We start from the raw sequence: 25,022 nt of genomic DNA, 5'->3' as shown, positions 1-25,022 counted from the left end.
CCGTCGCGGCAGGGTCGACAACGGCCGAGTTGCACCAGGATTATCCATCTTGGCAATGCTCGAAATGGAGCACGCCGGATTATCGTCACCTTCCGAAAGTCCCGCCTCGTTCAAACACTATGCGAACCTCGCCGCCCGTCGGGCGACGAGAACGAAGGTCTGTCAGCCCGATGAAGCCACCGCATCGGCCTTGAGCCAGCGGATCAGTTCCGCACGGCGCTTGGACATGAGTTCCTGTCCTTTTCCGTCGCCCCACTGGCGAACGCCAAGCCCTGTCGGCACGCCACGGTGCCCGGCCTTCACAAGTGCCCCAATCGCGTCCGGCGGTCCGGAAGAAACGTCGAGGTGCGGCTGCAGGAAGTTGGCAAAGTGATACATCGTGTCGAGCCCGCCCAAGTCGGCAGACTCGATGGGACCGGTCACCGCCAGCCGGCGACCGATCGAGTTCCGGACGATCGCGTCGATTGCTTCCGCTGTTGCAAAGCCCGCGGCCCACAATGACCAGGCTTCGCGCAACGCCGCGAACTGAATCCGGTTGCCGATAAACCCGGGGAGTTCGTGGTCAATGACCACCGGTTCCTTGCCTGCCGCCTTCAACTCCCGGCAGATCCGTTCGATGACCTCGGGGCTGGTCCGTGGGCTGCCGCACACCTCCACCAGCGGCAGCAACTGCGGCGGATACCAGAAATGCGCCGCCACGATACGCTCTTTCTTGGTGGCAAGCGTGTCGAGCGCGCTGGCCGGATGACCGCTCGATGAAGCAAGGATCGCTTCCGGCGCGCAAATCTGGTCGAGTTCTCCGAAGATATTGCGCTTGAGCTCCATGTCTTCCGGAACCGCCTCAAAGACCAATTCGGCGGACGCCGCCTGAGCGATCTCTGTATGAGGCTCGACGCGCGCGAGCGCGGCCTTGGCGTCTTCCGGCTTCAATAGGCCGGCATCGACGAACTCCGCCAAGCTCTGGCCGATCAGCTCCTGCGACCGAGCCAGACTGTCCTTGCTCCTGCCGATCAAGCGCACGGACCAGCCTGCTTTTGCGAGCACCTCGGCAATTCCGTGGCCAATGACACCATTGCCGATCACTGCGGCGATACGGCTGTCTACACCCATCATCATCTCCCTGCACCGGTGTGACGGCCCAGGACGCTGCGCGCCCCGGGCCCTGAAAGTCGACGATCAATCCCGTGTCATTGGATAACACGCGCCTCGCCCACATCGGCAGCCGATGCGGGCAGACCATGAGTCTCAAGCGCCTTCACGACCGTGCCGTCGCCATGATAGGTCGTCAGCGTCGTGTCCATCGCCTTGATCAAGTCCTTGTTGTTCAAGGGCAGCAGGAAGGCTGTCTGCGAGGCAAGCGTGGTGGCGGCGATCCGCGGATCTGCCTGCAGTAGTTTCACCTGGACGTCCGAACCCTGGGTCAACATCAACGCCGCGCCGAACCCTTCGAGGCCTGCATCGAGGCGCCCGGCCCTCACATCCTGCGCCAGATTGAGCGACGACGGATAGGTGCGCGATCCTTCGAACAGCGTTTCCATATCGTTGACCCAGGCATAGCCTTCGATCGTGCCGACGGCATGGCCGTGCAGCTGATCCACGGACTCGAAGCCTTTCTTGGATTCCACCGCGATCTGATCGAGGTAGACCGGCACGCTAAGCGCCACGACCTTGGCGCGAGCAGCCGTGCGATAGAAGCCTCCGATGGCGACATCCGCCCTGCCTGACTGGATCGCCGAAACGGCTGCCGGGTAGGTGTAGATCTGATATTCCACCGTCAGGCAGTTTTCAGCCGCGAAGCTGTTGACAAGGTCGCCGTCGATGCCGGCGACTGCGCTTTTGTCCTCGAACGAGTAGGGCGGTGTGTTGGTCAGGGCAACTGTCAGCACTCCCGCCTTGACCGGATCGAGCTTGAACTGTGGTTTGCAGTCCTTGGCACTCGCGATATGCGTCCCGAGTACGATGACAGCAGCTGCCGCGACGGCGACTTTGTTTAAGATAGTCATTGTTCATTCTCCTGCATGGTTTTTTGAGTGATTTCGAGATCTGTATTGCGGGATGTCCTTGCACCTCCCTCCACACGTGCAAGGAGTTACTTGGTTAGATGTCGACTCATACGTTGTTCGATATGACTGACCAGCCAGCCGAAGGGTAAGATTACGGTCAGGTAAAGCATGCCAGATGCGGTCAGGACGTCGAGGTATCGGAAGTTCGACGCGCCGATCCTATAGGCTCGGCTAAGCAATTCTGGGATTGCTATTGTGAATGCCAGTGACGTTACTTGAAACATCAGAACGGCGAAGCCAAGCAGCGCCGGAATGGCCACCATGATACCTTGCGGGATAACCACATAGCGGAGCGTGTCGCGACGGCGCATGCCAAGCGCCATTGCGGCTTCCACTTCGCCGTATGGAACAGACTGCAGCCCCGCCCGCAAGATCTCGCTGGTATAGGCAGCGGTGGTCAGCGACAGGGCAATCGCACCCGACAAGAACGGCGCGAATGTGAGCCCGACCGTCGGCAGCCCGAAATACACCATCTGGAGGACAACCAGAGCCGGGGCGCCACGGCCGATCTCCACCAGGACGATGCTGGTCCACCTGACGGCTCGCAGCGCGCTGGATGAGGTGAGCGCCAGCACCAGTCCGGCCGGAAGCCCGAACAGCAGACACCAGAAGAGCAGTTGGGTGCTGACCCAGAGGCCGGCGGCAAGTTGGGGAACCCAGCCCCACCAAGTGGTCAGGGTTTCCATCATCGCGACACCCGCTTGCGAAGCCGGGCGTCGACGGAGCGCGACAGCCAGACGACGGGAATGGACAGCAGGATGTAAAGCACCGCGGCAAGCATGAACGGCGTCAGACCACCGCCGCTGCTTTGCGCGTGCTGGAACGCTCGAAACGAAATGTCGGAGACGCCGATGGTGGATGCGACCGCCGAGTCCTTGAGCAGACTGATCAGGTAAGTGGTGGCCGGAGGAATGGCCACGCGCATCACTTGCGGTGCCAGGATGAGCGCCAGGGCATCAGGCTTCGACATGCCCAGCGCCGTTGCCGCTTCCGCCTGGCCGAAATGGACCGCCAGGAATCCGCTGCGGTAGATTTCAGCCAGGTATGCGGCGGAAACCAGCCCAAGGCCGATGACGGATGCCTCGAAGGGGTTCAGTTCGACGGCTGACGTGCCGATGCCGAAAAAAAGAATGAACAGCCAGACGATCGGTGGAATGCCGCGCAACACATCGATCACGGTCCTGCTGAGCAGGCGAAGCAGGAAAGACTTCGATCGCCGCATGAGAACCAGGGGGATCCCGAGCAGGGCGCCGATCGCAAAGGCGACTGACGTCACCGCGATGGTCCAGGGAACACCCGTCAACAATGTTTGCAGGGTTTCGGTCATTGGCGGTCCCGGATCGCTCGGAAGAATTCACGGGAGCGCGGCGAGGTCGGGTTCTTCAGCACCGACGAGGGCGGCCCGTCCTCGATCACGGCGCCGTCAGCCATGACCAGGATGCGATGGGCCACATCGGCGGCGAAGGTGATCTCGTGGGTCACGACAATCATCGTCATGCCCTCCGCGGCCAGTTCCCGCATGACAGCGAGCACCTCCAGCCCAAGTTCGGGATCAAGTGCCGATGTCGGCTCGTCGAAGAGCATTACCTCGGGCCCAATCGCGAGCGCGCGTGCTATGGCGATGCGCTGTTGCTGCCCGCCCGACAGCTGCGATGGAAAGGAGCCCGCCTTGGCGCTCAGCTTCACGCGGGCCAGAAGCTGGTCGGTTCTGGCGTCGGCGTCCGCGCGGCTGAGACCCAGCACGCGCTGCTGGGGCAGCGAGATGTTCCTGCGCGCGGTCATATGCGGGAACAGGTTGAACGACTGGAACACCATGCCGGTGCTCCGTCGCAGATCCATAAGCGTGCGGTCCGCGATCGGAGCACCGGCGTCGAACCGGCGGCCGCACACTTCGATCGAGCCCGACACGGGTCGTTCCAGGAGGTTGATCGAGCGCAGCAACGTGCTCTTACCGGCCCCGCTCGGTCCGACGATGGCGACCACTTTGCCGCGCTGGATATCAAGCGAGACGTTGTTGACCGCCCGGTGTTTACCGTATTCGACAACAATGTTGCTCAGTTTAACGATTGGCTTTTCCTGATCGGCGAATGGCTGCTTCGATCCATCGACCGCAGCGGTCACCGTCAGGGGTTTTGCCAGCTTGGCCCGACTGCGCTTGGTTGGCTGTACATCCATCTGTCTCATCCTTGCGACGCCCGGCGGCGTGGCTTTGTTTTGGGCGCAGCTCCGCCTCCGTCACAAACCGGGTTCATGACGCACAGAGGCTGATAGTTCCGTTTATCGGTACTTTGTTCCTATTTTCGGAAAAAGCAACAAAGTTTTGCAGATCGTCAAGCGGCCACTTCGGCCAGCGCCTCATCGATTGCTTTGATGATCTCGGTGACGTCACTGTCGGTCATAGGCGTCGAGAGCGCGAACAAGCCGTAGCCAGCCGCGAGGATGCCGCGATTGAGTAGTGCTATGTGAAACTTGCCCAGTTTCCGGCGCGCTTCGGCATTCGGATAGACCGATCGGTAGTCGGTCACCGGCTGATCGGTGAAGTGAACCCTGAACAGCGAACCCAGGCCCACGCAGACGCCGGCCAGACCATGCCGGGCAAACGACGCGTTGATGCCCTGGCGCACGGTCTCGCCAATCCTGTCGAGCCGCTCGAAAACGGCCGGCGTCAACGCTTGCATGGACGCCAGCCCGGCACGCATGGTGACAGGATTGGCCGAGAACGTGCCGCCATGTGGCAGCGCCGGTTTGCCACGCGTTGGATCGAAGACGCTCATCAGATCCGCGCGCCCACCAACGGCGCCGACAGGAAACCCGCCGCCGATGATCTTGCCCAGAACGGTCAGGTCGGGTGCAATCTCCCACAGGCCTTGAGCACCGGAATAGCCGAGCCGAAACGAGATGACTTCGTCGAAGATCAGCAACACGCCAGCGGCTCGCGCTGCCTTGGACAGCGCTGCCAGATAGTCCCGCCGTGCCGGAATAAGTCCAGCGCGGTTGGGTAGCGGATCGATCAGGATCGCCGCCAATTGCGGACCATGTTCGGCGATCACTGCCTGCGCCGTCGCGATGTCGTTCAAGGGCAGGACGAGGACATCATCCAGCACACCTTGCGGCGTTCCCTTGGCATAGGCGATCGAGGCGGGTGTTTTGCTCCAGTTGTCGGGCCGTGAATCGAGGCTGACCTCGGCGTAGTCATAGGATCCGTGGTAGGCGCCTTCGATCTTGGCGATTTTTGGTCGGCCGGTGAAGGCACGCGCTGCCTTGATCGCCATCATCACCGCCTCGGTGCCGGAGTTGGTGAACCGAACCTGGTCGACCGCTGGCAGGCGCGCCACGAGCAGTTCGGCAAGATCGATCTCGCTCGATGTGGGCGCGCCGAACGCGGTCCCCAATGCCAGCTGGGCGCTGACGACCGCGTTGATCGAGGGCGCCGCATAGCCGTGGATCATCGACGTGAAATTGTTGATGCAGTCGATGTAGACATGTCCGTCCGCATCCCACATCCGGCAACCTTCGCCCCGCACCGCGTAGATGGGGAAAGGGTCGAAATAGACCGTCGTGCGCGTGTTGCCACCCGGCATCACCACTTTCGCCCGTTCGTAGAGCCTGGCGGATTCAGGAGACGTTTCAGGATAGTTCATCTTGTCGCTCTCGGTTCGAAAACATACCCGTAGGGCCTTGCTTCAGTGCGCCTTCAATCTGTCCAGCGGCGTGCGTGCGGTCTTCCCGTCCTTCCAGTCGAAATATTTCATCGCGGCCGGCATGAACCATGGCTTGCCGCGGTAGAACGGCATGGTCGGAAACGGATCTTGGGAGAAGACGGTTCGGCCCTCCGGGTCGCCTAATATCTGCTGAGCGATTTTGTGGCCGAGATAGCTGCCCATGGTCACGCCCGCGAAATTGTAGCCCATGGCATGCCACAGGCCATCCCGCCCGCCGGCATGAGGCATGAGGTCGAACGTACCCGCGCAAAATCCAGTCCAGACATGGCTGAGCTTGACCTGCCGTAGGTCCGGTAGCGCCAGCGCCATGATGGCATGCAACTTGAGGGCGATTTCATCAGCCGACTGCATGCCGCCGGCCGTTGCGCCGCCGAGCAATATGCGGTTGCTGTCAGGCGCCGGCCGGAAAAAGTCGATGTTTGTATCGGTATCGATGACCACGCGCCGATGCGGGATGATCTTGCGGACGAGTTCGGGCGCAAGTTCCTCGGTCGCAGCCATATAACCTTGGAAGGGAATGACGCGTCGCGACCACCAGCCCAATCGCGCCGTTGTGTAACCATTGGTGGCCACGATCACGTCGCGCGCAGCCAAATTGCCTGCGGTGGTTGTAACCAGGAAGCGGTAAGGACCATTTTGGCGCACGATCCCGGTGACGTCGGTCTGCCCCCGGATCATGACACCGGCGGCGGCGTTTCTCTCCAGCAAGCCCTGGTGATAAAACCCCGGATGCAACGAGCCGAGATCGGGAATGGTGGCGCCGCCGTGGTAGATATCTGTGGCCAGCTCCTTGCGAACCTCGTGCCGTCCCACCATCGCATAGGGCAGGCCGAGGTGCTTGTTGACGGCCTCCAGCTCCCGCGCCAACAATTCATAGTGCGCTGGCGAGGTCGCTCCGATGAAGCGACCATCACGCGCGGCAAAGCAATCGATCTCCTCCTCCGCGATGAAAACCATCAGGGTCTGGTACGCCTGATCGAGTTCCCGGTAGACGTGGGTTGCGTGCTCCAGGCCACGACTGTTCCGCAGCCCGAGGAACGACTTCTTAAGAACCCGGCCGAGAAAGCCGGCGTTTCGGCGGGCTGCACCCGAACCGGGATCCTCGCGATCGACCACAACCACCTGTCGTCCCGCTCGCGCCAAGAGAAGTGCTGCCCGCAGTCCCGTATAGCCAGATCCTACGACAACGACGTCCGCCACCGGCGGAAGCGGGCCGTTCTCGCTGGCGGAAGGGCATGCCGCATCCCACCAATATGGGGCGAACCGCATGTTTTCGGCCGTGATTGAATGATCTGGCGATATCATCTTCCTGTCCCGATCAGCGCTTGTGCATCACGGTGTGGCTCTGCTCGCGCGTAAACTGGGGCAGATAGTGCGGCCCCAGGCCGCCCTTGCCGGTCGCCCCCGATCCTTTCCAGCCGCAGAAAGGCTGGGAGCCCGGCCAGGCGCCCGTCGTCGCGCCGCTCGACCTGTTGGCATAGAGGACCCCGGCTTCCGCGTGGGCCATGAAATAGTCGATTTCGGCCTGATCCCGGGAATAAACACCCGCCGACAAGCCGTAGTTCACGGCATTGCCCTCTTCGATGCCGGCCTGCAGGTCGTCCACTGGTCGGACGACCAGGAAAGGCATGAAGAGTTCGTCCTTGGTCAGCCGATCCTGCGCGCCGAGTTCGGCAATGGCTGGAGTAAAGTAATTGCCAGGCAGGCCATCGACGCGGTTGCCGCCGAAATGGACTTTGCCTCTCGAACGTGCCTCCTCGACGGCGGAGACAAAGCGTGCGGCGCTCTGGTCATCGTAAAGCGGCCCCATGAAGTGCTCGCGCCCCCGGGGGTCGCCGACGCGCAAGGTCGCCGCAAACCCTTCAATCGCAGAGACGAATGTGTCCTTGACGAGCCGATCCACATAGACGACCGAACAGGCACTGCACTTCTGTCCCTGCAGACCGAACGCCGAGCGGGCGACGCCTTCGGCGGCGACCACAATCTCCGCGTTCCGCGTCACATAGGCCGGGTTCTTGCCGCCCATGTCGGCGATCAGGGGCTTGGCATGATCCTGCGCCACCAATTGACGAAGAATGCCCATGCCGGTCTCATAGGAACCGGTGAAGGCAATGCCATCGACGCCAGCGGAGTTTACGATTGTTTCGCCAACGACACGTCCGCCGATCACGATGTTGAACACACCACGAGGCAAGCCGGCCGCCTTGAGTGTCTCGGCGAGCATCAGGCCGGTGAGCGCGCAGCCGCGCGATGGCTTGTACACCACCGTATTTCCCGTCAGCAGCGCACCGCAGATCATGTTGATCGAGAGCGCCAGGGGAAAATTGAAAGGCGAGATCACGCCGAATACGCCATAGGGACGCAGAACGCTCCTGGTCGTCTCGTTCTTCACCAGTTCGTTCATCGGCTGGGTGTAGCCGTTACGAAGCTCGATCTCGCGTCGGTAGTAGGCCACGATGTCGATGCACTCTTCGGCCTCGCCGACGGCCTCGAGGCGCGATTTCCCGATCTCGTAGAGTGCTGCCAGCGCCAGATTGTATTTTTCGGCCCCCAGCGCCTGTGCCCAGCGCGATGCAAAATCCAGCCGCTCAGCGAGCGAACGCGCGGACCATTCCCGCCCCGCCGCACTGGCTGTGGCAATCGCGGCCTGGACATCGGAAACCGTCGAAGTAGGAAACTCGCCCAACACCAGAGCACGGTCGATGGGGCTCACAACCGAATAGGATGGTCCGCTGGCGAATTCGGTTGTCCAGATCCGGACAAGCCCCTTGGCTTCGAAGTCTGGAATCATCTGGTCGAGCCGGTCATGAACGCCGGAGAAGTCCGTTCCGGTGTTTGAATAGGTCACTCTCGGCAAAGAACCCAGCATCGCCAACTCCCGATTATTGGTACTTAGTACCGTTTATCGGAACTCAATGTTTGCTGTCAAGCCTGGGACCACTTATTGGTCGGATGGCCTAGAAAGTGGAACCGTCCTGCGCTAACCCTGTCTTGACGACAACGGGCAACGCTGGTGCTGAGATGGACGATCTGACAAACACGGACGGGCCGCTGGAGCGATATATATCCGTCCTTGAAGTGCTGGCACCATTCCCGGAAGGACTGGCGGCGAGCGATGTCGAGTCCATGCTTGGCCTACCCAAGACCACCGTGAACCGGCTGTTGAAGACGTTGAACGAGGCGGGCCTTATCGCGGCGAGCGGGATCAAAAGCCGCAATGTCGTGCTTGGGCGACGGCTCCTGCGCTTGCTGCATACGTCGTCCGACAGCAGCTGGATAGAAATCGTGACCAAGCGGCCGCTTCAGGCACTGGCTGACAAGACCGGCGAGTCCTGCTTCATCGTCAAACTCTCCGGATTGCAGATCCGCTCGGTCAACAGTGAAGCGCCGGACACGCCCGTCCGGACATACGTGGTTCCTGGCAGCATCATGCCCATCAACGCGGCCGCCTCCGCCAAGGCAATCTTGGCATGGCAAGAAGAACAGGTCGTCGCGGCGCTGCTCGAACAGCCCCTGGCAGCCCTCACCGCGAATTCAACGACCGACAAGGCCAAGCTCAGGCAGGAGCTTGAGGTTGTCCGTGAAAAGGGTTACGCGACCGACATGGCGGAACACGTGGAGGGTCTAGCCTCCATCGCCTGCCCCATTCATACCAAGGCAATGGGTGTGATCTATGCCATCGGCCTCACCGGACCCTATCATCGTATCGTCGGCGAGGCGTTTGAGCGACATGTCGCCGACCTGAAGCACACTGCCGCGCAATTGGCAAAGTCGCTGGCCTTTGAGCCCGACTAGCGCTGGTCGCCGCTGTGGTTGGTACCAACACACAGTCACCTGGATAAAGGCTCCGGTGCTAATTCTGGTCTGCCATGTTAGCCAGGTCATTTGGCCAAAGCTGAGACGGCATTTTCCCAGGTTGACGGTTGATCGCCGCTAAGGGTCAATCTGAGACCTTGGATCCACCCGGTTGAATGTCCGCGATCGTTTTTCGGCCGCGAGAAGCTGCCAGTCCGCTACCGGCCACTATTCTCCTGAACGTTTGTGCTCTGGCCAATAGTGGCAGAGGAGAAACGATATGGGACATTCGCAGTATGATCTCGCAGGACAAGCCATCCCGCTTGGAACGCAGGCAAGAGAGTGGGCGTCAAACGACCTCTGAAGGTTCGTCAGATTTGGGAAATCCGGTTCTTCCTCGACCGAAGGTCGATCACGGGACCGAGCGCTGTTCGATCTTGTGATCGATAGCAAGTTGCGTGGTTCCAACCTGGTGAAGCTCAACATCGGCACGTTGGTGCGTGGCCCGGAGGTTCGGACCCGGGGCCATGGTTGTGCAACAGAAGACTGGCAGGCCATTCCAATTCGAACTGATGGCAGACACCCGAGCGAGCCAACTTGCATGGCTCGAACCTAGGGGTGGAACGGTCGACGATTTTGCCTTTCCTAGTCGAGTCGATCATGCCGGCCACTTGAGTACTAGGCAGTATGCGCACCTAGTCGATGAACGGGTTTCGGCGATTGGCCTTCGCCGTGAGGATTATGGCACCCATTCGCTTCGTCGTACCAAGGCCTCCATCATCTATAAGGCCACCGGGAATCTCCGGGCAATTCAAATTCTGCTCGGCCACACCAAGATTGAGAACACCATCCGGTATCTCGGCGTCGACGTCGACGATGCACTGACGCTGGCGAGGGAACTGAAATCTGAACGAGGGCGGCCTCGGGTGAGTCGCGCGGGTTCGTCATCGCTTCGTATTCGGCCCAGCGGTTCAGCGCCCAATTTCGGTCGAAGAGTTCAATTTTGCAACTGGCCGAAAGCGGCCCTCTCAGCCGACCTCGATGGTGAATGCCTCTGACCGCTCCCGGAGGGCATTCCGGCTTAAAGTCACTGTCTCCTTGCTGACTAGTGTCCCCATTCAACGGACGCATCTGTCCTAGACCTTCGCATCGCATGACAGATGCTTCCGGTCGATAGTCTGGACCAGCAGCTCCGGTGCACTGTCTCGAACGAAGACAAGTGATGCGCCGGCCTCTTGGCCGCTCGATCAGACCATAAAACCTGAACCACAAACGAGGAGTACGTCATGAAGATCGTTGTTATTGGTGGCACCGGACTGATCGTCTCGAAGACAGTCGAGAGGCTGCGTAAGAAGGGCCATGACGTGTTCGCAGCGTCACCGAACGGCGGCGTCAACACGATTACCGGCGAGGGTCTCTCCGAAGCACTCGCGGGAGCGCAGGTTGTCATCGACCTGGCGAATTCGCCCTCCTTCGAGGACAAGGCCGTTCTGGAGTTCTTCGAGACCTCTGGCCGGAACTTGCTCGCAGCAGAAAAAACGGCCGGCGTGAAGCACCACATCGCCCTTTCGATCGTGGGCGCCGAGCGTCTGCCTGCATCCCCTGGCACCCAGATAATTGCCGTGAACCCGTCCGTGGGTCCTGCAAGCATCGATGGCTATTTCAATGAAGTGTTCTCTGTGCCCGGCCTTATCGGAGAGATACAGCGCCAGCCTGACACCAGTACCTGAACAGCCGGATCGAGCAGAACCATCGGCGGATCAAGCGGCGTGTGCGGCCGATGCTCGGCCTCAAATCTCTCGCAACCGCCAGCATCATCCTCGACGGTATCGAAATGGTCCACATGATGCGCAAACGGCAGGCGAGTTTTGCTTTCAATCCCAATCCCTCATTGGCCGAGCAGTTCGACATCCTCGCCGCCGCGTGAAACAACGCTGAAATTCCGCCCTTCCGGGGGCTCAGGAAAAGTTTGCAACAGAACCAGCTCATCTCGGTTTTGACCTTTTCGGGGGCCCTGATCGGGAAAATAGGTACTGCCCATCCATGCCTTGAGCGTTCCGGACGGGTGCTCGACGGTCTGCCGGCGGATGGTCATGGCGTAACCCTGCTTTCGCAGGAAGGACGGTCTACGCAGATGTGGCGCTTCTTCCCAAATCGGCGACGAGGCATTTATGGAAAGAATGTGCGCAAACAAGTGTTGGCAGTTTGAGAACGCGCGGATATGCGGCACAACGGTGGCTGCAATGCCGAGCCGAGAATGGCGATCTGACGCAATGCGCAGGTCGCAGGAGGAATGCCAGTGACGCAAAAAGGGATCACCTTGAAGGACGTAGCCGCAGCGGCCAAGGTGTCGCGCGCTACGGCCGCGCGGGCGCTCAACAGTTATGGTTACGTCGGCGACGAGACCGCCCTTCGAGTGATCGAGGCCGCCGAAAGACTAGGATATCGGGCCAACCTCGTCGCGCAGGCGCTGCGCAGTGGGCAGCTGCCGATCGTCGGGTTCGTGCCCGGCGACATCCAGAATCCGTTCTTCGCCCGAATCGCGCACGACATCGAGGTCGAGCTGCGCAAGCATGGCCACAATCTTCTGATCGCCAGCACCGAGGAGAACGTCGAGCAGGAAAAGGAGTTGCTGGAGAGCCTGCGCTCGCTGAGCATCCGCGGCTTCATTCTGGCGCCGACATCGGCGACCGACAACCAGCACATCGTGCAGCTGGCGCACGAAGGCGCACCGGTCGTGCTGATTGATCGCGTCGTCAAGGAACTGCAATGCGACAGCGTTGTCGTCGACAATGAAGGCGGCGCGCGCGAAGCGTTGGATTACCTCGTTTCCAATGGGCACGACCGTATCGGCCTGTTGCGCGATGACTCACGCATCTTCACCGCGCAGGAACGCCTCGCGGGCTATCAGAATTCACTACAGTCGCATGGCATAGCGCTCGACGAATCGCTGATCAGCGTGTCGCATTCGACAGTCGAGCATGCTGTCGACGCAACCATCCGCCTGTTCAGCCGCCGCAACCGTCCGACGGCTCTGTTCACGGTGGACAGCCTGATGACCCAGGGCGCGCTTCTAGGCCTGCGCTCAATGGGGCTTTCGATCCCGCACGACGTGTCGCTGGTCGGCTTCGACGACTTCAATCTCGCCACCTTCACCGACCCGCAGATCACGGTCGTGGCCCAGCCTATCTCCGAGATCGGTCCGCTCGCCGCCAAGTTTCTGCTTGAACGCTTAGCCGGCAAGAAGATTGCGCCGCGTAATGTCCGGTTCCCGACGCGCCTGATTGTTCGTGGTTCGGTCGCACAGATCCACGGGCGCTGACCGGGACCAGAATCTTTCGGTTTCGACAAATTTCATCGCGAGGGGACTTGCCAACCGCGAAAATTCGTGCCCATTATCGCCATGTGAGATCGATCTCACATCCGAATTAATCGAAGACTGGTTAGACGGCGCATCGGCGCTTGCGCCTAGGCAGAGGCTCTGCCGCATCCGAGTAAAGGAAGAACGACATGCTGAACTTTGACAAGGACCGCTTCATAAGGATCCAGAGTGGGGCCGTTTCCATCGCCGGCGAGGCGCGCTCGCTGATGCGCACGCTGCTTGCGGAAGGCGTCGAGCGTCTATTTTTCATGGGGACCGGCGGCGTGCAGCTTCTGACGCTTCCCGCGATCGAGCTGGCGAAGCGCTACTCCACCTTTCCGGTGAGCGCCGAATATCCGGCCCAGGTCGTGCTCGATCCGCCGGCCGGTCTCGACAACAAGGCCGTGGTCGTCATCCCGTCGCTGTCGGGCACGACCAGGGAAGGCGTCGAACTGATGGCTTTCCTGAAGAAGCGAGGCGTGCGCACCATCTCGCTCACCGGACATTTGGACACGCCGATCGCGCGGGAAGCCGACCACAACTTCACGAACTTCGCCGAGGACGACACCTCCTCGGAATCATTCTACCTGCAGACGCTGCTGATCGTCTTGGCATTGCTGGCCGAGCGCGGCGAATACGATGGTTTCGACGCGGCTGTCGCCGAACTCCAGCAGTTGCCCGGCCTGCTCGCCGATGCGAAAGCCGCCTTCGAGGACAAGGCCGCCGAACTGGCCGCGACCATCAAGGACGAGACCTATCACATTTTCACCGGTGCCGGCTCGGTATGGCCGGAAGCAAACTATTACGGCATGTGCATCCTCGAAGAGATGCAGTGGATCCGTACCCGCCCGGTGCATGCCGCGGACTTCTTCCACGGCACGCTCGAACTGGTCGAGCCGGGCGTCAGCGTCTTCGTGTTCAAGGGCGAGGACGCTCTTCGCCCCTTGGCCGACCGGGTCGAGAACTTCGCGAGACGCTACACGGATCGCGTTCGCACGCTGGATGCTGCCTCGGTCAAATTGCCGGGTATCTCCCAGCAGGTGCGCGGCATGATCTCGCCTGTGCTGCTCGCCACCTTGCTCGAGCGGTTGAGCGCGCATCTCGAGGTGCTGCGCAACCACCCGCTGACGACCCGTCGCTACTACAAACGCGTTGAATACTGATCCCCTCACCTCAGAAGGAGCTGCTTATGAAACGTTCACTGCAAGTCGTGGCGGTCACAGTGGCCGCGGTATCATCATTGGGGCTGTCGATGAGTGGCAGTTCCGCCGCTTCGCCGGCTGTCGCGGCCGACCCTAGTGCCAAGGTGGAATACAGCGGCACGCTGTCGATCCTGACCAAGTTCGGGCTGCAGCAGCTGTCGCCCTATTTCGTCAATCTGGCGCAGGATTATGAAAAGCTCCATCCGGGCGTGAAGGTCGAGCTCATCCAGGAGAGCGACGATAGCGTGAAGGGCAAGACGAAGACGTTGGTCGCTTCGAATTCGCTGCCCGACGTCTATTTCTCCTGGACGGGCAGCTGGGGTGGCAACTTCGTGCGCGGCAATCGCGCCGTCGACCTGAGCGCGGTCATCGGCCCCGATACCGACTGGGGCAAGACGCTCTCTCCCGCAGCCGTCAAGGCATTCGAGTACAATGGCAAACTCTACGGCATACCGCTGTATCAGGACGCCAAGTTCATGGGCTACAACAAGCAGATATTCGCCAAGCTCGGCCTGAAGGCGCCGGCCACTTTCGAGGAATTGCTGACCAGCTGCGATGCAATTCGCAAGTCCGGCGCAACGCCGATCTCGCTGGGCAACAAGGAGGCCTGGCCGGCAATCCACTTCGCGGGCCAGCTGCTCGCCTACAATGTCCCGCAGGCGACTTTGGAAAAGGACTTCGATCCGGCAACCGCTGACTATAGCGATCCGGGCTATGTCGCGGCGCTCAAGCAGTTCAGCCAGCTTGTCGAGCGCTGCACCGATGGCGCCGGCGTCAATGGCACGTCCTATGCCTCGGCCCTCCAGGCCTTCACCAACGCGCAGTCGGCCATGTACTATCAGGAGATCATCGAGTTCGATCAGGCCGCCACGCCGGATTCGGCGCTGAAGCCTGCCGATTTCGGCTTTTTCAGACTGCCCGTACCGGAAGGCGCCAAGGGCGACCCCAAGTCGATCGAGGGTGCGCCAGAGGGCTACATGATCAATGCGGCGTCGAAAAACATCCCGCTGGCGATCGATTTCATGAAGTTCGTGACCTCGAAGGAAAACGCGCAGGTCCTGTCCGCGCCGCCCTATGGCCAGCCGAGCGCCACCATCGGCGGCGCCTCGGAATCGAACATGAGCGTGGCTGTGGTCGACGGTCTCAAGGACATCAACGCGGCCTCGTACCTCATGCCCTGGTTGGACACGGCCAATCCGCCGCGCGTCGCCGCCGTCTGGCTGTCCAGCCTGCAGGCGCTGGCGGGTGGTTCGATGACGCCTGAGCAAGTGATGGACGAGGTGCGCAAGGCCGCATCCGCAGCCAAATAGAACAGACCATGGTCAGGGCATCGGACACAATGGAGAGCGGCGCCGTGGTTCGCGGCGCCGCAAGGCCGCAAAGGCCAAAAAACCCGCGGACTCGCTTCGGCAATCTGTTGTCGTTCCGATGGGCGGCGATTGCGCTGATCCTCATCGGCTGGTTTGTCTATTATCCGATCGTCGACAACTTCATCGTCAGCACCACAGACCAGGACATCTATACCGGCGAGGTCACCAATGTCGGTCTCGCCAATTACGACCGGCTTCTGCACGACCCGATCGTGCTGCTCGCGCTCTGGAACAACTGCCTCTACGCCATCATCTCGGTCGTCTTCCAGGTCTTCGGCGCGTTTCTGCTGGCGGCCATCATCGAGGATCTGAGGAGCGAGCGTTGGCGCCGCTTGTGGCGCGCCATCTATTTCGTGCCTTCCGCCATCTCGATCACGGTGACCGGCCTGCTGTTCTATTTCATCTACCAGCCGCAGATAGGCTTGCTGGATGCGGCGCTCAGCCGCGTTGGTCTCAGCCAGCTCGTCATGCCCTGGCTCGGTAATGAGCACACCGCCATCTACGCCATCATTGCGATGAGCCAGTGGCAAGGCTTCGGCTACTCGACGCTGTTGTTTGCCATTGCAATCCAGAAGATTCCACGCGACCTCTATGATGCCGCGACGATGGACGGCGCCGGCGCGCTTCGGCGCCTGTGGAGCATCACCTTTCCGCTGACCCGGGAAATGACGGGGTTGATGATCATCGTCACCATCACCGGCGCATTCCAGGTGTTCAACGAAGTCATGGTCATGACGGCGGGCGGCCCCAACAACAGCAGCCAGGTCCTTGGCACATGGCTCTACCAGAAGGCCTTCATCGAGGACAATTTCGGCTATGGCTCCGCGATCGCCGCCGTCATCTTCGTTCTAACCATGCTTACCGGCGCGGCACAGCTCTGGTACACCAAGCGTCGCCGGGTGCAGCTATGAGCGCGACGGTTGCAGTCGGGCGGAGCCGGCATGTCAATCTATGGTCCGTCATCGCCAGGACATTCCTCTATTCGTTCCTCGTCTGCCTCGGCGTCGTCGTCATCTATCCGCTGATCTGGATGGCGCTCAGCGGCTTCAAGGACAATGCGCAGATCTTCGGCGATCCCTTCGCCCTGCCTGTCCATTGGTCATGGAACAATTATGTCCAGGCGTGGAATCAGGGCGTTCGCGGCTATGTGACCGTCTCCGTCCTGGTGACCGTGGCCTCCGCCATATGCACGGTGCTCATCAGCGCCTGGACCGCCTTCGGCCTGAGCCGGACCAGGATGCCGGCAAAGCCGCTGGTCATCGCCATCGTGCTGGGCGGGCTGATGCTGAGCCCCACCGTGGCGATCATTCCGCTGGTGAAGATGCTGCAGGCGCTTGGCCTCTACAACACCTACTGGGCGCTGATCATTCTGTACACGGCGTTCCGGGTACCGTTCACCACCTTCCTCATCCGCGCCTACATGCTGGATCTGCCTGGAGATATCGACGAGGCGGCGACGATGGACGGCGCCAGTGAAGGCCAGATCTTTTGGCGCATCACCCTGCCGCTGTGCCGGCCGATCATCATCTCGTGCGTCATCCTGCACGTCCTGTTCGCCTGGAACGAATATCTGTTCGCCATGGTCTTCACGAGCGGCAGCGATGTGCAGACACTGCCGGTCGGCCTCACCTCGATCATGGCAACGCACGGGACCAACTATGCCGTTGTCTTCGCCGCCATGACGATCTCGGCCTTGCCCATCGTGATCGTGTTCTTTGCCGCGCAGCGCTACTTCATTCGTGGCCTGTCCGAAGGCATCGGCAAGTAGCAATCCCTTGAGAGGAACCTTTATGCCGCAGCTTGCCTTTCATCGGCTGATCGGAGCCGACCTTTGCCTTCACGCACGGGTGCCGGCATGACCCAGCCAAAGCTCGTCGCCGTTGGCGACAATTGCCTGGATGCCTACCTCACCAACGGCTTGCTCACCGTCGGCGGCAATGCCCTGAACGTCGCCGCGCAATGGCGGCGCAATGGCTGGTCGGCACGCTATTTCGGCGCTGTCGGCGAGGATCCTGAGGGTGACGTGGTGCTTGCCGAACTGGCGGGCGTCGGACTATCGCCGGACGATGTCGAACGGCGCCCCGGCGACACTGCCGTCACCTTGCTCCGCGACGAATCCGGGGATCGGAAATTCCTGCACGAATCCTTCGGGGTGGGCGAGAACTACATGCCTGCGCCGGAGCATTGTGCGGTCATCGCCGCGGCCGACTGGGTGCATCTCGGCACCAATGCCAACAAGGATCTTGTCCGCCGGCTGGTCGCGGATCATGTGCCGTTCAGCATCGACGTCTCGACAGCGCATCTGGCGCTGCGGCTCGACGGCGTGCCCATGCTATTCGCCTCCGGCCCCGACGGTGTCGATGAACCGGTCGAGTCGTTGCTCTCCGCGCTCAGGGCCGCGGGCGCAAGTCAGGTGGTGCTGACTTGCGGCCGGCGCGGCTCGTATTTCGACGACGGCAAGGGCGTCGTGCATGCGCCGGCCACGCTGGTCGACGTGGTCGACACATGCGGCGCCGGCGATAGTTTCATCGCGACATTTCTGACCGCGTTCCGATTCGAAGGTCGGGAGGCAGCCGAAGCTCTGCACGCGGCTGCAGTGGCGGCAGCGCAGACCTGCACGCATCTCGGCGGGTTTCCGCAGAAGCCACGTCCCATACCGGACTGGCTGCCCGCCAAATACGCCAGCTTCATCACCGACGCCCAGGGAGCCTGATCGTGGCAAGACTTCGTTTGCGGCCCCCGGCGGTAGCGCTATCGTCCGACCGATCGTTCTGGCTGCAGGATATCGGCGCCAGCGCGGTCACCGAGCCGTTGCAAGGCAATGAGCGCGCCGATGTGGTGATCGTCGGCGGCGGCTATACCGGCCTGTGGGCGGCGCTGCGTATCCGTGAGCTCGCGCCGGAAACGCTGGTCATCGTGCTTGAAGCGGACCTCTGCGGTTCTGGAGCCTCAGGCCGCAATGGCGGTCAGGTCCACTCGTGGTTCGCCGAGCTCGACCAGATCAGCGCCGTCGTCGGCCTCGAAGAGGCGCGACAACTCTGTGCCGACACGGTGGTGTCGATTGCGGAGCTGAAGGCGCTGCAGCAAAACGGCACGATCGACATGGATCTGCGGCTGGACGGATGGCTGTGGACCGCGAGTTCGATTGCCCAGGAAGGCGCGTGGGAGCACGCCGTTGCCATGAGCGCGGCGGTGGGAGAGAACCGTTTCAAGCCGCTGACGGCCGAGGAGATCGAACGCCGCACCGGTTCATCCGCATCCTATGTCGGCGTCGTCGAGACCAATGCCGGCACGGTCCATCCGGCCAAGCTGGCGATCGGACTGCGCAACCTGGCATTGGCACGCGGCGTCATCATCCACGAGCGCAGCCCGGTTCTCGAAATCGAACCCGGCAAGACATGCACGGTGCGCACGGCGCGGGGCATGGTGCAGGCCGAAAAAGTGGTGCTTGCCGCGAATGCCTGGCTCTCGGCGCTGCCGGAACTCCGCCGCCATCTCTATGTCGTCGGCAGCGAGGTCATCGCCACTGCCGCCGTGCCCGAACTGCTCGACAGCATTGGCTGGCGCGACGGCGCGTCGATCTGCGATTCCCAGGCCCAGGTGCTCTACTACCAGCGCACCACTGGGGGCAGGGTGGTCTTCGGCCGCGGCAGCGGCAATGTTGCCTTCAGCGGCAATTTTGGCGCCAGCTTCAACCGCAGCCCGGAGCATGGCCGGGACAATGTCCGGGAGTTGCACAGGGTCTATCCATCGCTGCGTGGCGTGTCGGTGGAGTATGACTGGTCAGGCCCTATCGACTGCGTGCCCGAACATGTTCCCGTCTTCGATCACCTGCGCGATCATCCCAATATCTTCTACGGCATGGGCTTCAACGGAACCGGCATCGCGCAGACGCCGATTGCCGGACGCATCCTCGCCAGCCTTGTCCTGGAACGAAAGGATCGCTGGAGCGCCAGCGGCCTGGTCGGCATCGAGCGGCGCATGTCGCTGCCGCCCGAGCCGTTCCGTTACCTCGGCGCCAAGCTCGTGCGCAGCGCAGTCCGCCGCAAGAACGAGGCCGAGATGCGCAACCGCAAGGCGGACAGGATCACCAATCTGCTGGCCGGGCTCAAGCCGGGCCGCCGCAAGAAATAGGCGAGCATGTTGCCCAGCGTCATGCAATCGAGGAGAGCACAATGGCCGATCTGGCCCTCAGGCAAATCAGGAAGTCTTACGGCAGTGTCGATATCCTCCACGGTATCGACCTCGACATAAGGTCTGGCGAATTCATCGTCTTTGTCGGTCCCTCGGGCTGCGGCAAGTCGACATTGCTGCGGTCGATCGCCGGACTGGAGGAGATCACGTCAGGTGACCTGTGCATCGATGGCGAGATAGTCAATGACGTGCCGCCGTCGAAGCGGGGCATCGCCATGGTGTTCCAGTCCTACGCGCTCTATCCGCATATGACGGTCTACGAGAACATGGCCTTCGGCATGCGGATCGCCAAGGTCGGCAAGGCAGAGATCGATCAACGGGTGAAGCAGGCGGCGGAAATCCTGCAGCTGACCAGATATCTCGATCGTCTGCCCAAGGCGATGTCGGGCGGTCAGCGCCAGCGTGTTGCCATCGGCCGCGCCATCGTGCGCAATCCCAAGGTCTTCCTCTTCGACGAGCCGCTGTCGAATCTGGACGCGGCGTTGCGCGTCGCTACCCGCATCGAGATCGCCAAGCTCAAGGAATCTATGCCCAACACGACGATGATCTACGTCACCCACGACCAGGTCGAGGCGATGACCTTGGCCGACCGTATCGTGGTGCTGAAGGACGGCCACATCGAACAGGTCGGAACGCCGATGGATCTCTACAAAAGGCCCGGCAATCTGTTCGTGGCCCAATTCATCGGCTCACCGGCCATGAACATCGTGCCGGCCAGGATAGAGACAGCCGGTGCGACAACGGCCATCAGCCACATAGGTGCAAACAAGGTCAATGTGCCCCTGGCGACGCCGGCGTCCGCCGAGGGGACTGAGGTCAGCTTCGGCGTGCGGCCGGAGGACCTGTTCATCGTCACCGGGTCTGATTTCCTGTTCGAGGGAAAGGTCGACTATGTCGAGCAGCTTGGCGAGGTGCAACTGGTCTATGTCGATATCGGCCGCGCCGACCTGCCGCTGGTGACCAAGCTACCGGGTAATGTCGAGGTGAAGAGAGGTGCTACGCTGCGGCTGAACGCCAATGCCGGCGATCTTCATATCTTCGACGCGGATGGACATTCGGTGCTCCGGCTGTAAGCCGCGCGCGGATAAGGGGGACCCGCCCGAACCATCCGCTAACATATTGATTTCGTGTAGAAAACGCCGACCCTCCGGCCCCGCCAACTTGTTGCAAATCAATGGTTTACGCTTTATTCTTTGAGTTTGAATTGAGCGTTATCAAGTAAGTCGCTGTCTTTTGGATGAAATGGTTTTGGGCCCGTTCGTCAATTTTCTCCCTCTCATGATTGCGCCGGTCACACGTAACTCAACACTCCCGGCTTAGAAAGACCCTTCAGCGAAGCGTGCGGTATTCGGCGGGAACGACGTGCAATTAGGCGGGTTCTGAACTCGGCCACAGTCTCAAATACTCGGAGGCGCTCGCCAGTTCTATTGATCTCATCGAATGATCGGCAGGTTTCCAGCAACCTCAACCTTGGCGTCCAACCTGCCTTATCAGCCAAGAGACGAAATGGTGACTTATGGGGGAGGGCGTACCCACCTCCGGTAGCACGACATAATAGCAATTCTCCGTTTCCATCGGCAGGTTGAGTACGACCTGAAGTTCGCCGGATTTCAACTCCCGCTCGATCAAATAACGCGGAAGCAGCGCATAACCCATGCCGGCAACCGCCGCTTCGATAATCGTCGAGAATTGATCGAAGCGGTGCCCCCTGTAGGCTGTCTCGCCGGGCAGACCGGCCCCCTCAAGCCATTGCGACCAGAGCCTCGGGCGCGTCGCCAGATGCAGCAAAGGCTCGTTGAGAAGATCGGCTGGCGTCAGCTTTTGTGCCGATGCCAGCAGTGCAATGCCGGCCACTGGCAGGATCGACTCGCTGCAGAGGTAGGTGCACGTAGCGCGCGCCCACACCGGCTGTCCGTAGTGAATGGCGAGTTCGAAATTCTCTTCCGCGAAGTCGAACGGCGCCGAGCGCGAGCCGACATTGAGGATTACACCCGGGTGCTGGCGGAGAAAATCAGGCAATCGCGGACTGAGCCAGCGGCTGCCGAATGTCGGCAAGGTAGCGATACTCAGGCTCGATCTGGCGTCGGCGGATGACATTGCGCGCAGCATAGTCTCCTCGGCTTGCTGCAGCAGCTTTCGCGCTTCCGGAAGAAAGCGCCGCCCATCCTCGGAAAGCACTACGCGCTGCCGGACGCGTTCGAACAGCAGGGCGCCGAGGTAACCCTCCAGATCTTTGACCTGACGACTGACGGCGCTCTGCGTCAAGTTGAGCTCCCTGCCGGCGCGCGTGAAGCTCGAGTGCCTTGCCGCGCATTCAAATGCCTGGATTGCAACCAGGTTGGGCATCAACTTTCTGCTCAGTATCATGCGTATCTCGCATCAACCTAGTCGAAATCATCGCAATCCGTGGCGAATGGAATGCGATATCACTCTTTGCCGGAATGATCTCCTGTTTTCTCAAGAAGCGAGACCACACCGTGCAACATCCTGTTTTCGTTTCATCCGATGACATTCGCTCAGACTTTTCCGCGGCAATGTCGGACATGTACCGCAACGAGGTTCCGGCGTACGGCACGCTGATGGAACTGGTCGCTGGGGTGAATGCCGAAGTGCTGGACGCCACGCCGGCGCTGCGCCAACGGCTCAAGGCAACCGATTCGCTCGAACGCATCTCGCAAGAGCGGCATGGCGCAATCCGCCTGGGGACACCGGCCGAACTTTCGATGATGCGACGCGTCTTCGCAGTGATGGGCATGCATCCCGTCGGGTACTACGATCTCAGCACGGCAGGTGTGCCAGTCCATGCGACGGCCTTCCGTCCGGTTGGGACCCAGGCACTGAACCACAATCCATTTCGCGTCTTCACCTCGCTGCTCAGGATCGACTTGATCGGCGACGAGGCCTTGCGGTCCGAAGTCGAGGGTGTTCTTGCAGCCCGTCGTATTTTCACCGATGGCGCCGTGGAGCTGACCGAAAAGGCCGAACAGCAGGATGGCCTGAATCGGCACGATGCGAAGCGGTTCGTCACCGAAATCCTCGAGACCTTCCGCTGGCACGATCAGGCCTGTGTCACTGTTGACATGTATCAGAGACTGCATCGTCAACATCGACTGGTCGCAGATGTGGTCTCCTTCAAGGGGCCTCATATCAATCACCTGACGCCACGCACGCTCGACATCGACGCGGTGCAGTCAGCCATGCCCGCTCGAGGCATCGAGCCCAAGGCTGTTGTGGAAGGCCCGCCCACGCGCCGATGTCCAATCCTGCTCCGCCAGACGTCGTTCAAGGCGCTGGACGAGCCGGTTTCGTTCAAATCCGATGCCGGCGCCTGGACCACTGGCTCGCACACGGCCCGCTTCGGCGAGGTCGAGCAGCGCGGGGTCGCACTGACGCCCAAGGGCAGGGCACTCTACGACAGGCTTCTGGAGACCACGCGCAAATTCGTCAGGCCAGCGGCCGATGGATCGAATGCCGTTAGCTATGTCGAGGCATTGTCGCAAACGTTCCAGTCGTTTCCCGATACATGGGACGGTATTCGCGCCGCCGGCCTCGGCTATTTCACATACTCGCTGACCGAGCGAGGGCGTGAGGCCGACCGCGCCAGTAACAAGGATATCGATCAACTGGTCGCGGAAGGCTTTGTCAGCTTCGCCCCGATCGTCTACGAGGATTTTCTACCCGTCAGCGCGGCCGGCATCTTCCAGTCCAATCTTGGCGATGAGGCGGCTCAGGACTTCGTTGCCAGTCCTAATCAGCGACGCTTCGAAACTGCTCTGGGTGCCGGCGTGCTCGACGAATTCGAGCATTATGCCGTCATGGAGCAGGCGTCGATCGAGGATTGCCGCCGTTCGCTGCGCAACCTTCAGGCGGCCGAGTAGGCGGCTGTTATGATCGCTGAGCGGCACAAGGCGGCGTTGGTCGAGATCCTCGGCGCAAAAGGTGTCGTCGAGGATTCGGCTGGCATGGCACCCTATGAGAACGGTGCCCGCTACGACCAGGGCTGCGCCGCGCTTGTGCTGCGTCCAAAGAACACGGCCGAGGTATCAGCTTGCGTTGCCTATTGCGTTCGGGAGGGCATTCCGTTCGTTCCGCAGTCCGGCAATACCGGTCTGGTTTCTGGCTCAACGCCCGACGCAAGCGGCGCGCAGATTGTGCTCAGCCTCGATCGCATGACGCGAACTTTCGAATTGGACGCTGACAACCGCTCGCTGCACGTCGATGCCGGCATGAGGCTGTCGGACATTAACGAGCGACTTGCCCAGAGTGGACTGTTCTTTCCGATCGACCTTGGCGCCGATCCGCGCATCGGCGGTATGCTGGCGACCAACACCGGTGGCTCGCGCTTCCTTCGATATGGCGATGTGCGCAAGAACGCGCTTGGCCTGAAGGTCGTCCTAGCGGACGAGGCCGGTACGATTGTCGATCTGATGTCGGGGCTGCGGAAGAACAACACAGGTGTCGACTGGAAACAGCTTTTTATCGGAACGTCCGGCGCGTTCGGCATCATCACTGAGTGCGAGCTCAACCTGGAGCGACTGCCTAGGCAGGTCTCGACAGCCTATCTTGTGCCGCGCGACGGCGCCGAAATCATACCGTTGCTGCATCTGCTGGAGGAGCGTATCGGGTCATATCTGTCGGCCTTCGAAGGCATGTCCAGAAGCGCCATCGGTGCGGCGCTCGCCCACGTGCCATCGCTGCGCAACCCCTTCCAGAACGGCGATGTCCCCGCTTATGTCATCCTCGTCGAAATTTCCCGCACCTGGGCGCCACGCGAGGGCGAGCAGCTACTCGACGCCGTCCTGGAAACGGTGCTTGCCGACATCTGGGAAATAGAAGGCTCGCCGCTGGCCGATGCTTTCGTCGGGCCTGCGCACGAAATGTGGTCGTTGCGCCACGCCCTGTCGGAGGGCGCCAAACATGCGGGGCGTCTCGTGGCCTTCGATCTGTCATTCCGCAGGGCCGACGTGCAGCCGTTTTGCGACTGGATGAAAGCCGAACTGCCCGGCCGCTTTGCGGGTGTCGCAATTCTCGACTTTGGCCATATTGGGGACGGCGGCGTCCATTTCAATCTGGTCGTTGACGAGACGCGTGCCGGTCCGGTGGATGATCGCTTCGAGCAACAGCTGCGCGACTGGGTCTATTCCGTCGCGGTCGACCAGTTTGGCGGCAGCTTTAGCGCCGAGCACGGCATCGGCCGCAAGAACCAGGCTTACTACGACCTCTACACGCAGCAGAAAAACAAGGATCTTGCCGCCGACCTGAAGCGACTGACGTCGCCTGGTAGCGTCGGCTCGGTACGTTTTGGATGATCAGGA

21 protein-coding genes and 3 pseudogenes are annotated in these 25,022 nt (G+C 61.1%); 14 read left to right on the top strand and 10 right to left on the bottom strand.

The window, feature by feature from the left end:
• Positions 1-162 precede the first annotated feature (162 nt).
• The 8 genes from DBIPINDM_RS09870 to DBIPINDM_RS09835 all read right to left on the bottom strand — a co-directional run bounded on the left by DBIPINDM_RS09870 (position 163) and on the right by DBIPINDM_RS09835 (position 8,654).
• The gene (locus DBIPINDM_RS09870) at positions 163-1,110 is read right to left on the bottom strand and encodes a 3-hydroxyacyl-CoA dehydrogenase family protein (RefSeq protein ID WP_258585544.1); all 948 of its coding nucleotides are present in this window, start codon (positions 1,108-1,110) and stop codon (positions 163-165) included.
• A 77-nt stretch (positions 1,111-1,187) separates the two neighbouring features.
• Positions 1,188-2,003 carry a substrate-binding periplasmic protein gene (locus DBIPINDM_RS09865; RefSeq protein ID WP_258585543.1) on the bottom strand — a complete coding sequence of 272 codons (816 nt, stop codon included), beginning with the start codon at positions 2,001-2,003 and terminating at the stop codon, positions 1,188-1,190.
• Between the two features lie 86 nt (positions 2,004-2,089).
• Entirely contained in the window at positions 2,090-2,752 is a 663-nt protein-coding gene (locus DBIPINDM_RS09860; protein ID WP_258585542.1) for an amino acid ABC transporter permease, read from the bottom strand.
• Complete coding sequence (locus DBIPINDM_RS09855) at positions 2,749-3,390, bottom strand: amino acid ABC transporter permease (protein ID WP_258585541.1); 642 nt, start codon at positions 3,388-3,390, stop codon at positions 2,749-2,751. The genes DBIPINDM_RS09860 and DBIPINDM_RS09855 overlap by 4 nt, the downstream gene beginning before the upstream one ends.
• On the bottom strand, positions 3,387-4,130 hold the full coding sequence (locus DBIPINDM_RS09850; RefSeq protein ID WP_258589237.1) for an amino acid ABC transporter ATP-binding protein: 744 nt from the start codon (positions 4,128-4,130) through the stop codon (positions 3,387-3,389). The genes DBIPINDM_RS09855 and DBIPINDM_RS09850 overlap by 4 nt, the downstream gene beginning before the upstream one ends.
• Before the next feature lie 263 nt (positions 4,131-4,393).
• Positions 4,394-5,704, bottom strand: a complete 1,311-nt coding sequence (locus DBIPINDM_RS09845; RefSeq protein WP_258585540.1) for an aspartate aminotransferase family protein — start codon at positions 5,702-5,704, stop codon at positions 4,394-4,396.
• 42 nt (positions 5,705-5,746) lie between these two features.
• A complete protein-coding gene (locus tag DBIPINDM_RS09840; RefSeq protein WP_258585539.1) occupies positions 5,747-7,090 on the bottom strand; it encodes an NAD(P)/FAD-dependent oxidoreductase in 1,344 nt (447 codons plus the stop codon).
• 13 nt (positions 7,091-7,103) lie between these two features.
• Entirely contained in the window at positions 7,104-8,654 is a 1,551-nt protein-coding gene (locus tag DBIPINDM_RS09835; protein ID WP_258585538.1) for an aldehyde dehydrogenase family protein, read from the bottom strand.
• Between the two features lie 152 nt (positions 8,655-8,806).
• On the opposite strand from DBIPINDM_RS09835, the gene DBIPINDM_RS09830 reads away from it, so the two are divergent.
• The 4 genes and pseudogenes from DBIPINDM_RS09830 to DBIPINDM_RS09815 all read left to right on the top strand — a co-directional run.
• A complete protein-coding gene (locus DBIPINDM_RS09830; protein WP_258585537.1) occupies positions 8,807-9,580 on the top strand; it encodes an IclR family transcriptional regulator in 774 nt (257 codons plus the stop codon).
• Positions 9,581-9,860: 280 nt separating this feature from the next.
• Positions 9,861-10,479 (top strand): annotated as a pseudogene (locus DBIPINDM_RS09825) (tyrosine-type recombinase/integrase); the annotation flags it as partial.
• A 387-nt stretch (positions 10,480-10,866) separates the two neighbouring features.
• Positions 10,867-11,181 (top strand): annotated as a pseudogene (locus tag DBIPINDM_RS09820) (SDR family oxidoreductase); the annotation flags it as partial.
• Between the two features lie 119 nt (positions 11,182-11,300).
• Positions 11,301-11,507, top strand: a pseudogene (locus DBIPINDM_RS09815) (DDE-type integrase/transposase/recombinase); the annotation flags it as partial.
• Here DBIPINDM_RS09815 and DBIPINDM_RS09810 read toward each other — a convergent pair.
• A complete protein-coding gene (locus DBIPINDM_RS09810; RefSeq protein WP_258589484.1) occupies positions 11,469-11,888 on the bottom strand; it encodes a hypothetical protein in 420 nt (139 codons plus the stop codon). The pseudogene DBIPINDM_RS09815 and the gene DBIPINDM_RS09810 overlap by 39 nt on opposite strands.
• On the opposite strand from DBIPINDM_RS09810, the gene DBIPINDM_RS09805 reads away from it, so the two are divergent.
• The 8 genes from DBIPINDM_RS09805 to DBIPINDM_RS09770 all read left to right on the top strand — a co-directional run bounded on the left by DBIPINDM_RS09805 (position 11,874) and on the right by DBIPINDM_RS09770 (position 20,780).
• Positions 11,874-12,902: a LacI family DNA-binding transcriptional regulator gene (locus DBIPINDM_RS09805; RefSeq protein WP_258585536.1), complete on the top strand. Its 1,029-nt coding sequence runs from the start codon at positions 11,874-11,876 to the stop codon at positions 12,900-12,902. The two genes, DBIPINDM_RS09810 and DBIPINDM_RS09805, sit on opposite strands and share 15 nt — an antisense overlap.
• A 188-nt stretch (positions 12,903-13,090) precedes the next feature.
• Positions 13,091-14,104, top strand: coding sequence for an SIS domain-containing protein (locus DBIPINDM_RS09800; protein ID WP_136620640.1), 1,014 nt, complete (start codon positions 13,091-13,093; stop codon positions 14,102-14,104).
• Between the two features lie 26 nt (positions 14,105-14,130).
• Positions 14,131-15,453 (top strand): ABC transporter substrate-binding protein, encoded by a 1,323-nt coding sequence (locus DBIPINDM_RS09795; RefSeq protein WP_258585535.1) that lies wholly within the window; start codon positions 14,131-14,133, stop codon positions 15,451-15,453.
• 8 nt (positions 15,454-15,461) lie between these two features.
• Positions 15,462-16,424, top strand: coding sequence for a carbohydrate ABC transporter permease (locus tag DBIPINDM_RS09790; protein ID WP_258585534.1), 963 nt, complete (start codon positions 15,462-15,464; stop codon positions 16,422-16,424).
• Positions 16,421-17,281 carry a carbohydrate ABC transporter permease gene (locus DBIPINDM_RS09785; protein WP_258585533.1) on the top strand — a complete coding sequence of 287 codons (861 nt, stop codon included), beginning with the start codon at positions 16,421-16,423 and terminating at the stop codon, positions 17,279-17,281. Before DBIPINDM_RS09790 ends, DBIPINDM_RS09785 begins: the two co-directional genes overlap by 4 nt.
• 87 nt (positions 17,282-17,368) lie before the next feature.
• The gene (locus tag DBIPINDM_RS09780) at positions 17,369-18,226 is read left to right on the top strand and encodes a PfkB family carbohydrate kinase (protein WP_258585532.1); all 858 of its coding nucleotides are present in this window, start codon (positions 17,369-17,371) and stop codon (positions 18,224-18,226) included.
• A gap of 2 nt (positions 18,227-18,228) precedes the next feature.
• Positions 18,229-19,647, top strand: a complete 1,419-nt coding sequence (locus DBIPINDM_RS09775; protein WP_258585531.1) for an NAD(P)/FAD-dependent oxidoreductase — start codon at positions 18,229-18,231, stop codon at positions 19,645-19,647.
• Positions 19,648-19,688: 41 nt separating this feature from the next.
• Positions 19,689-20,780, top strand: coding sequence for an ABC transporter ATP-binding protein (locus DBIPINDM_RS09770; RefSeq protein ID WP_258585530.1), 1,092 nt, complete (start codon positions 19,689-19,691; stop codon positions 20,778-20,780).
• 391 nt (positions 20,781-21,171) lie between these two features.
• Here DBIPINDM_RS09770 and DBIPINDM_RS09765 read toward each other — a convergent pair whose 3' ends face one another.
• Entirely contained in the window at positions 21,172-22,074 is a 903-nt protein-coding gene (locus tag DBIPINDM_RS09765) for a LysR family transcriptional regulator (protein ID WP_258585529.1), read from the bottom strand.
• Between the two features lie 110 nt (positions 22,075-22,184).
• Here DBIPINDM_RS09765 and DBIPINDM_RS09760 point away from each other — a divergent pair, with 110 nt between their 5' ends.
• Positions 22,185-23,585 (top strand): VOC family protein, encoded by a 1,401-nt coding sequence (locus tag DBIPINDM_RS09760; protein ID WP_258585528.1) that lies wholly within the window; start codon positions 22,185-22,187, stop codon positions 23,583-23,585.
• Positions 23,586-23,594: 9 nt separating this feature from the next.
• Positions 23,595-25,016, top strand: coding sequence for an FAD-binding oxidoreductase (locus DBIPINDM_RS09755; RefSeq protein WP_258585527.1), 1,422 nt, complete (start codon positions 23,595-23,597; stop codon positions 25,014-25,016).
• Positions 25,017-25,022: the final 6 nt, after the last annotated feature.

This window comes from Mesorhizobium sp. AR02 (genome assembly GCF_024746835.1).
Taxonomy (GTDB): Bacteria; Pseudomonadota; Alphaproteobacteria; order Rhizobiales; family Rhizobiaceae; genus Mesorhizobium.
This window is presented reverse-complemented; position numbering and strand designations above follow the sequence as displayed.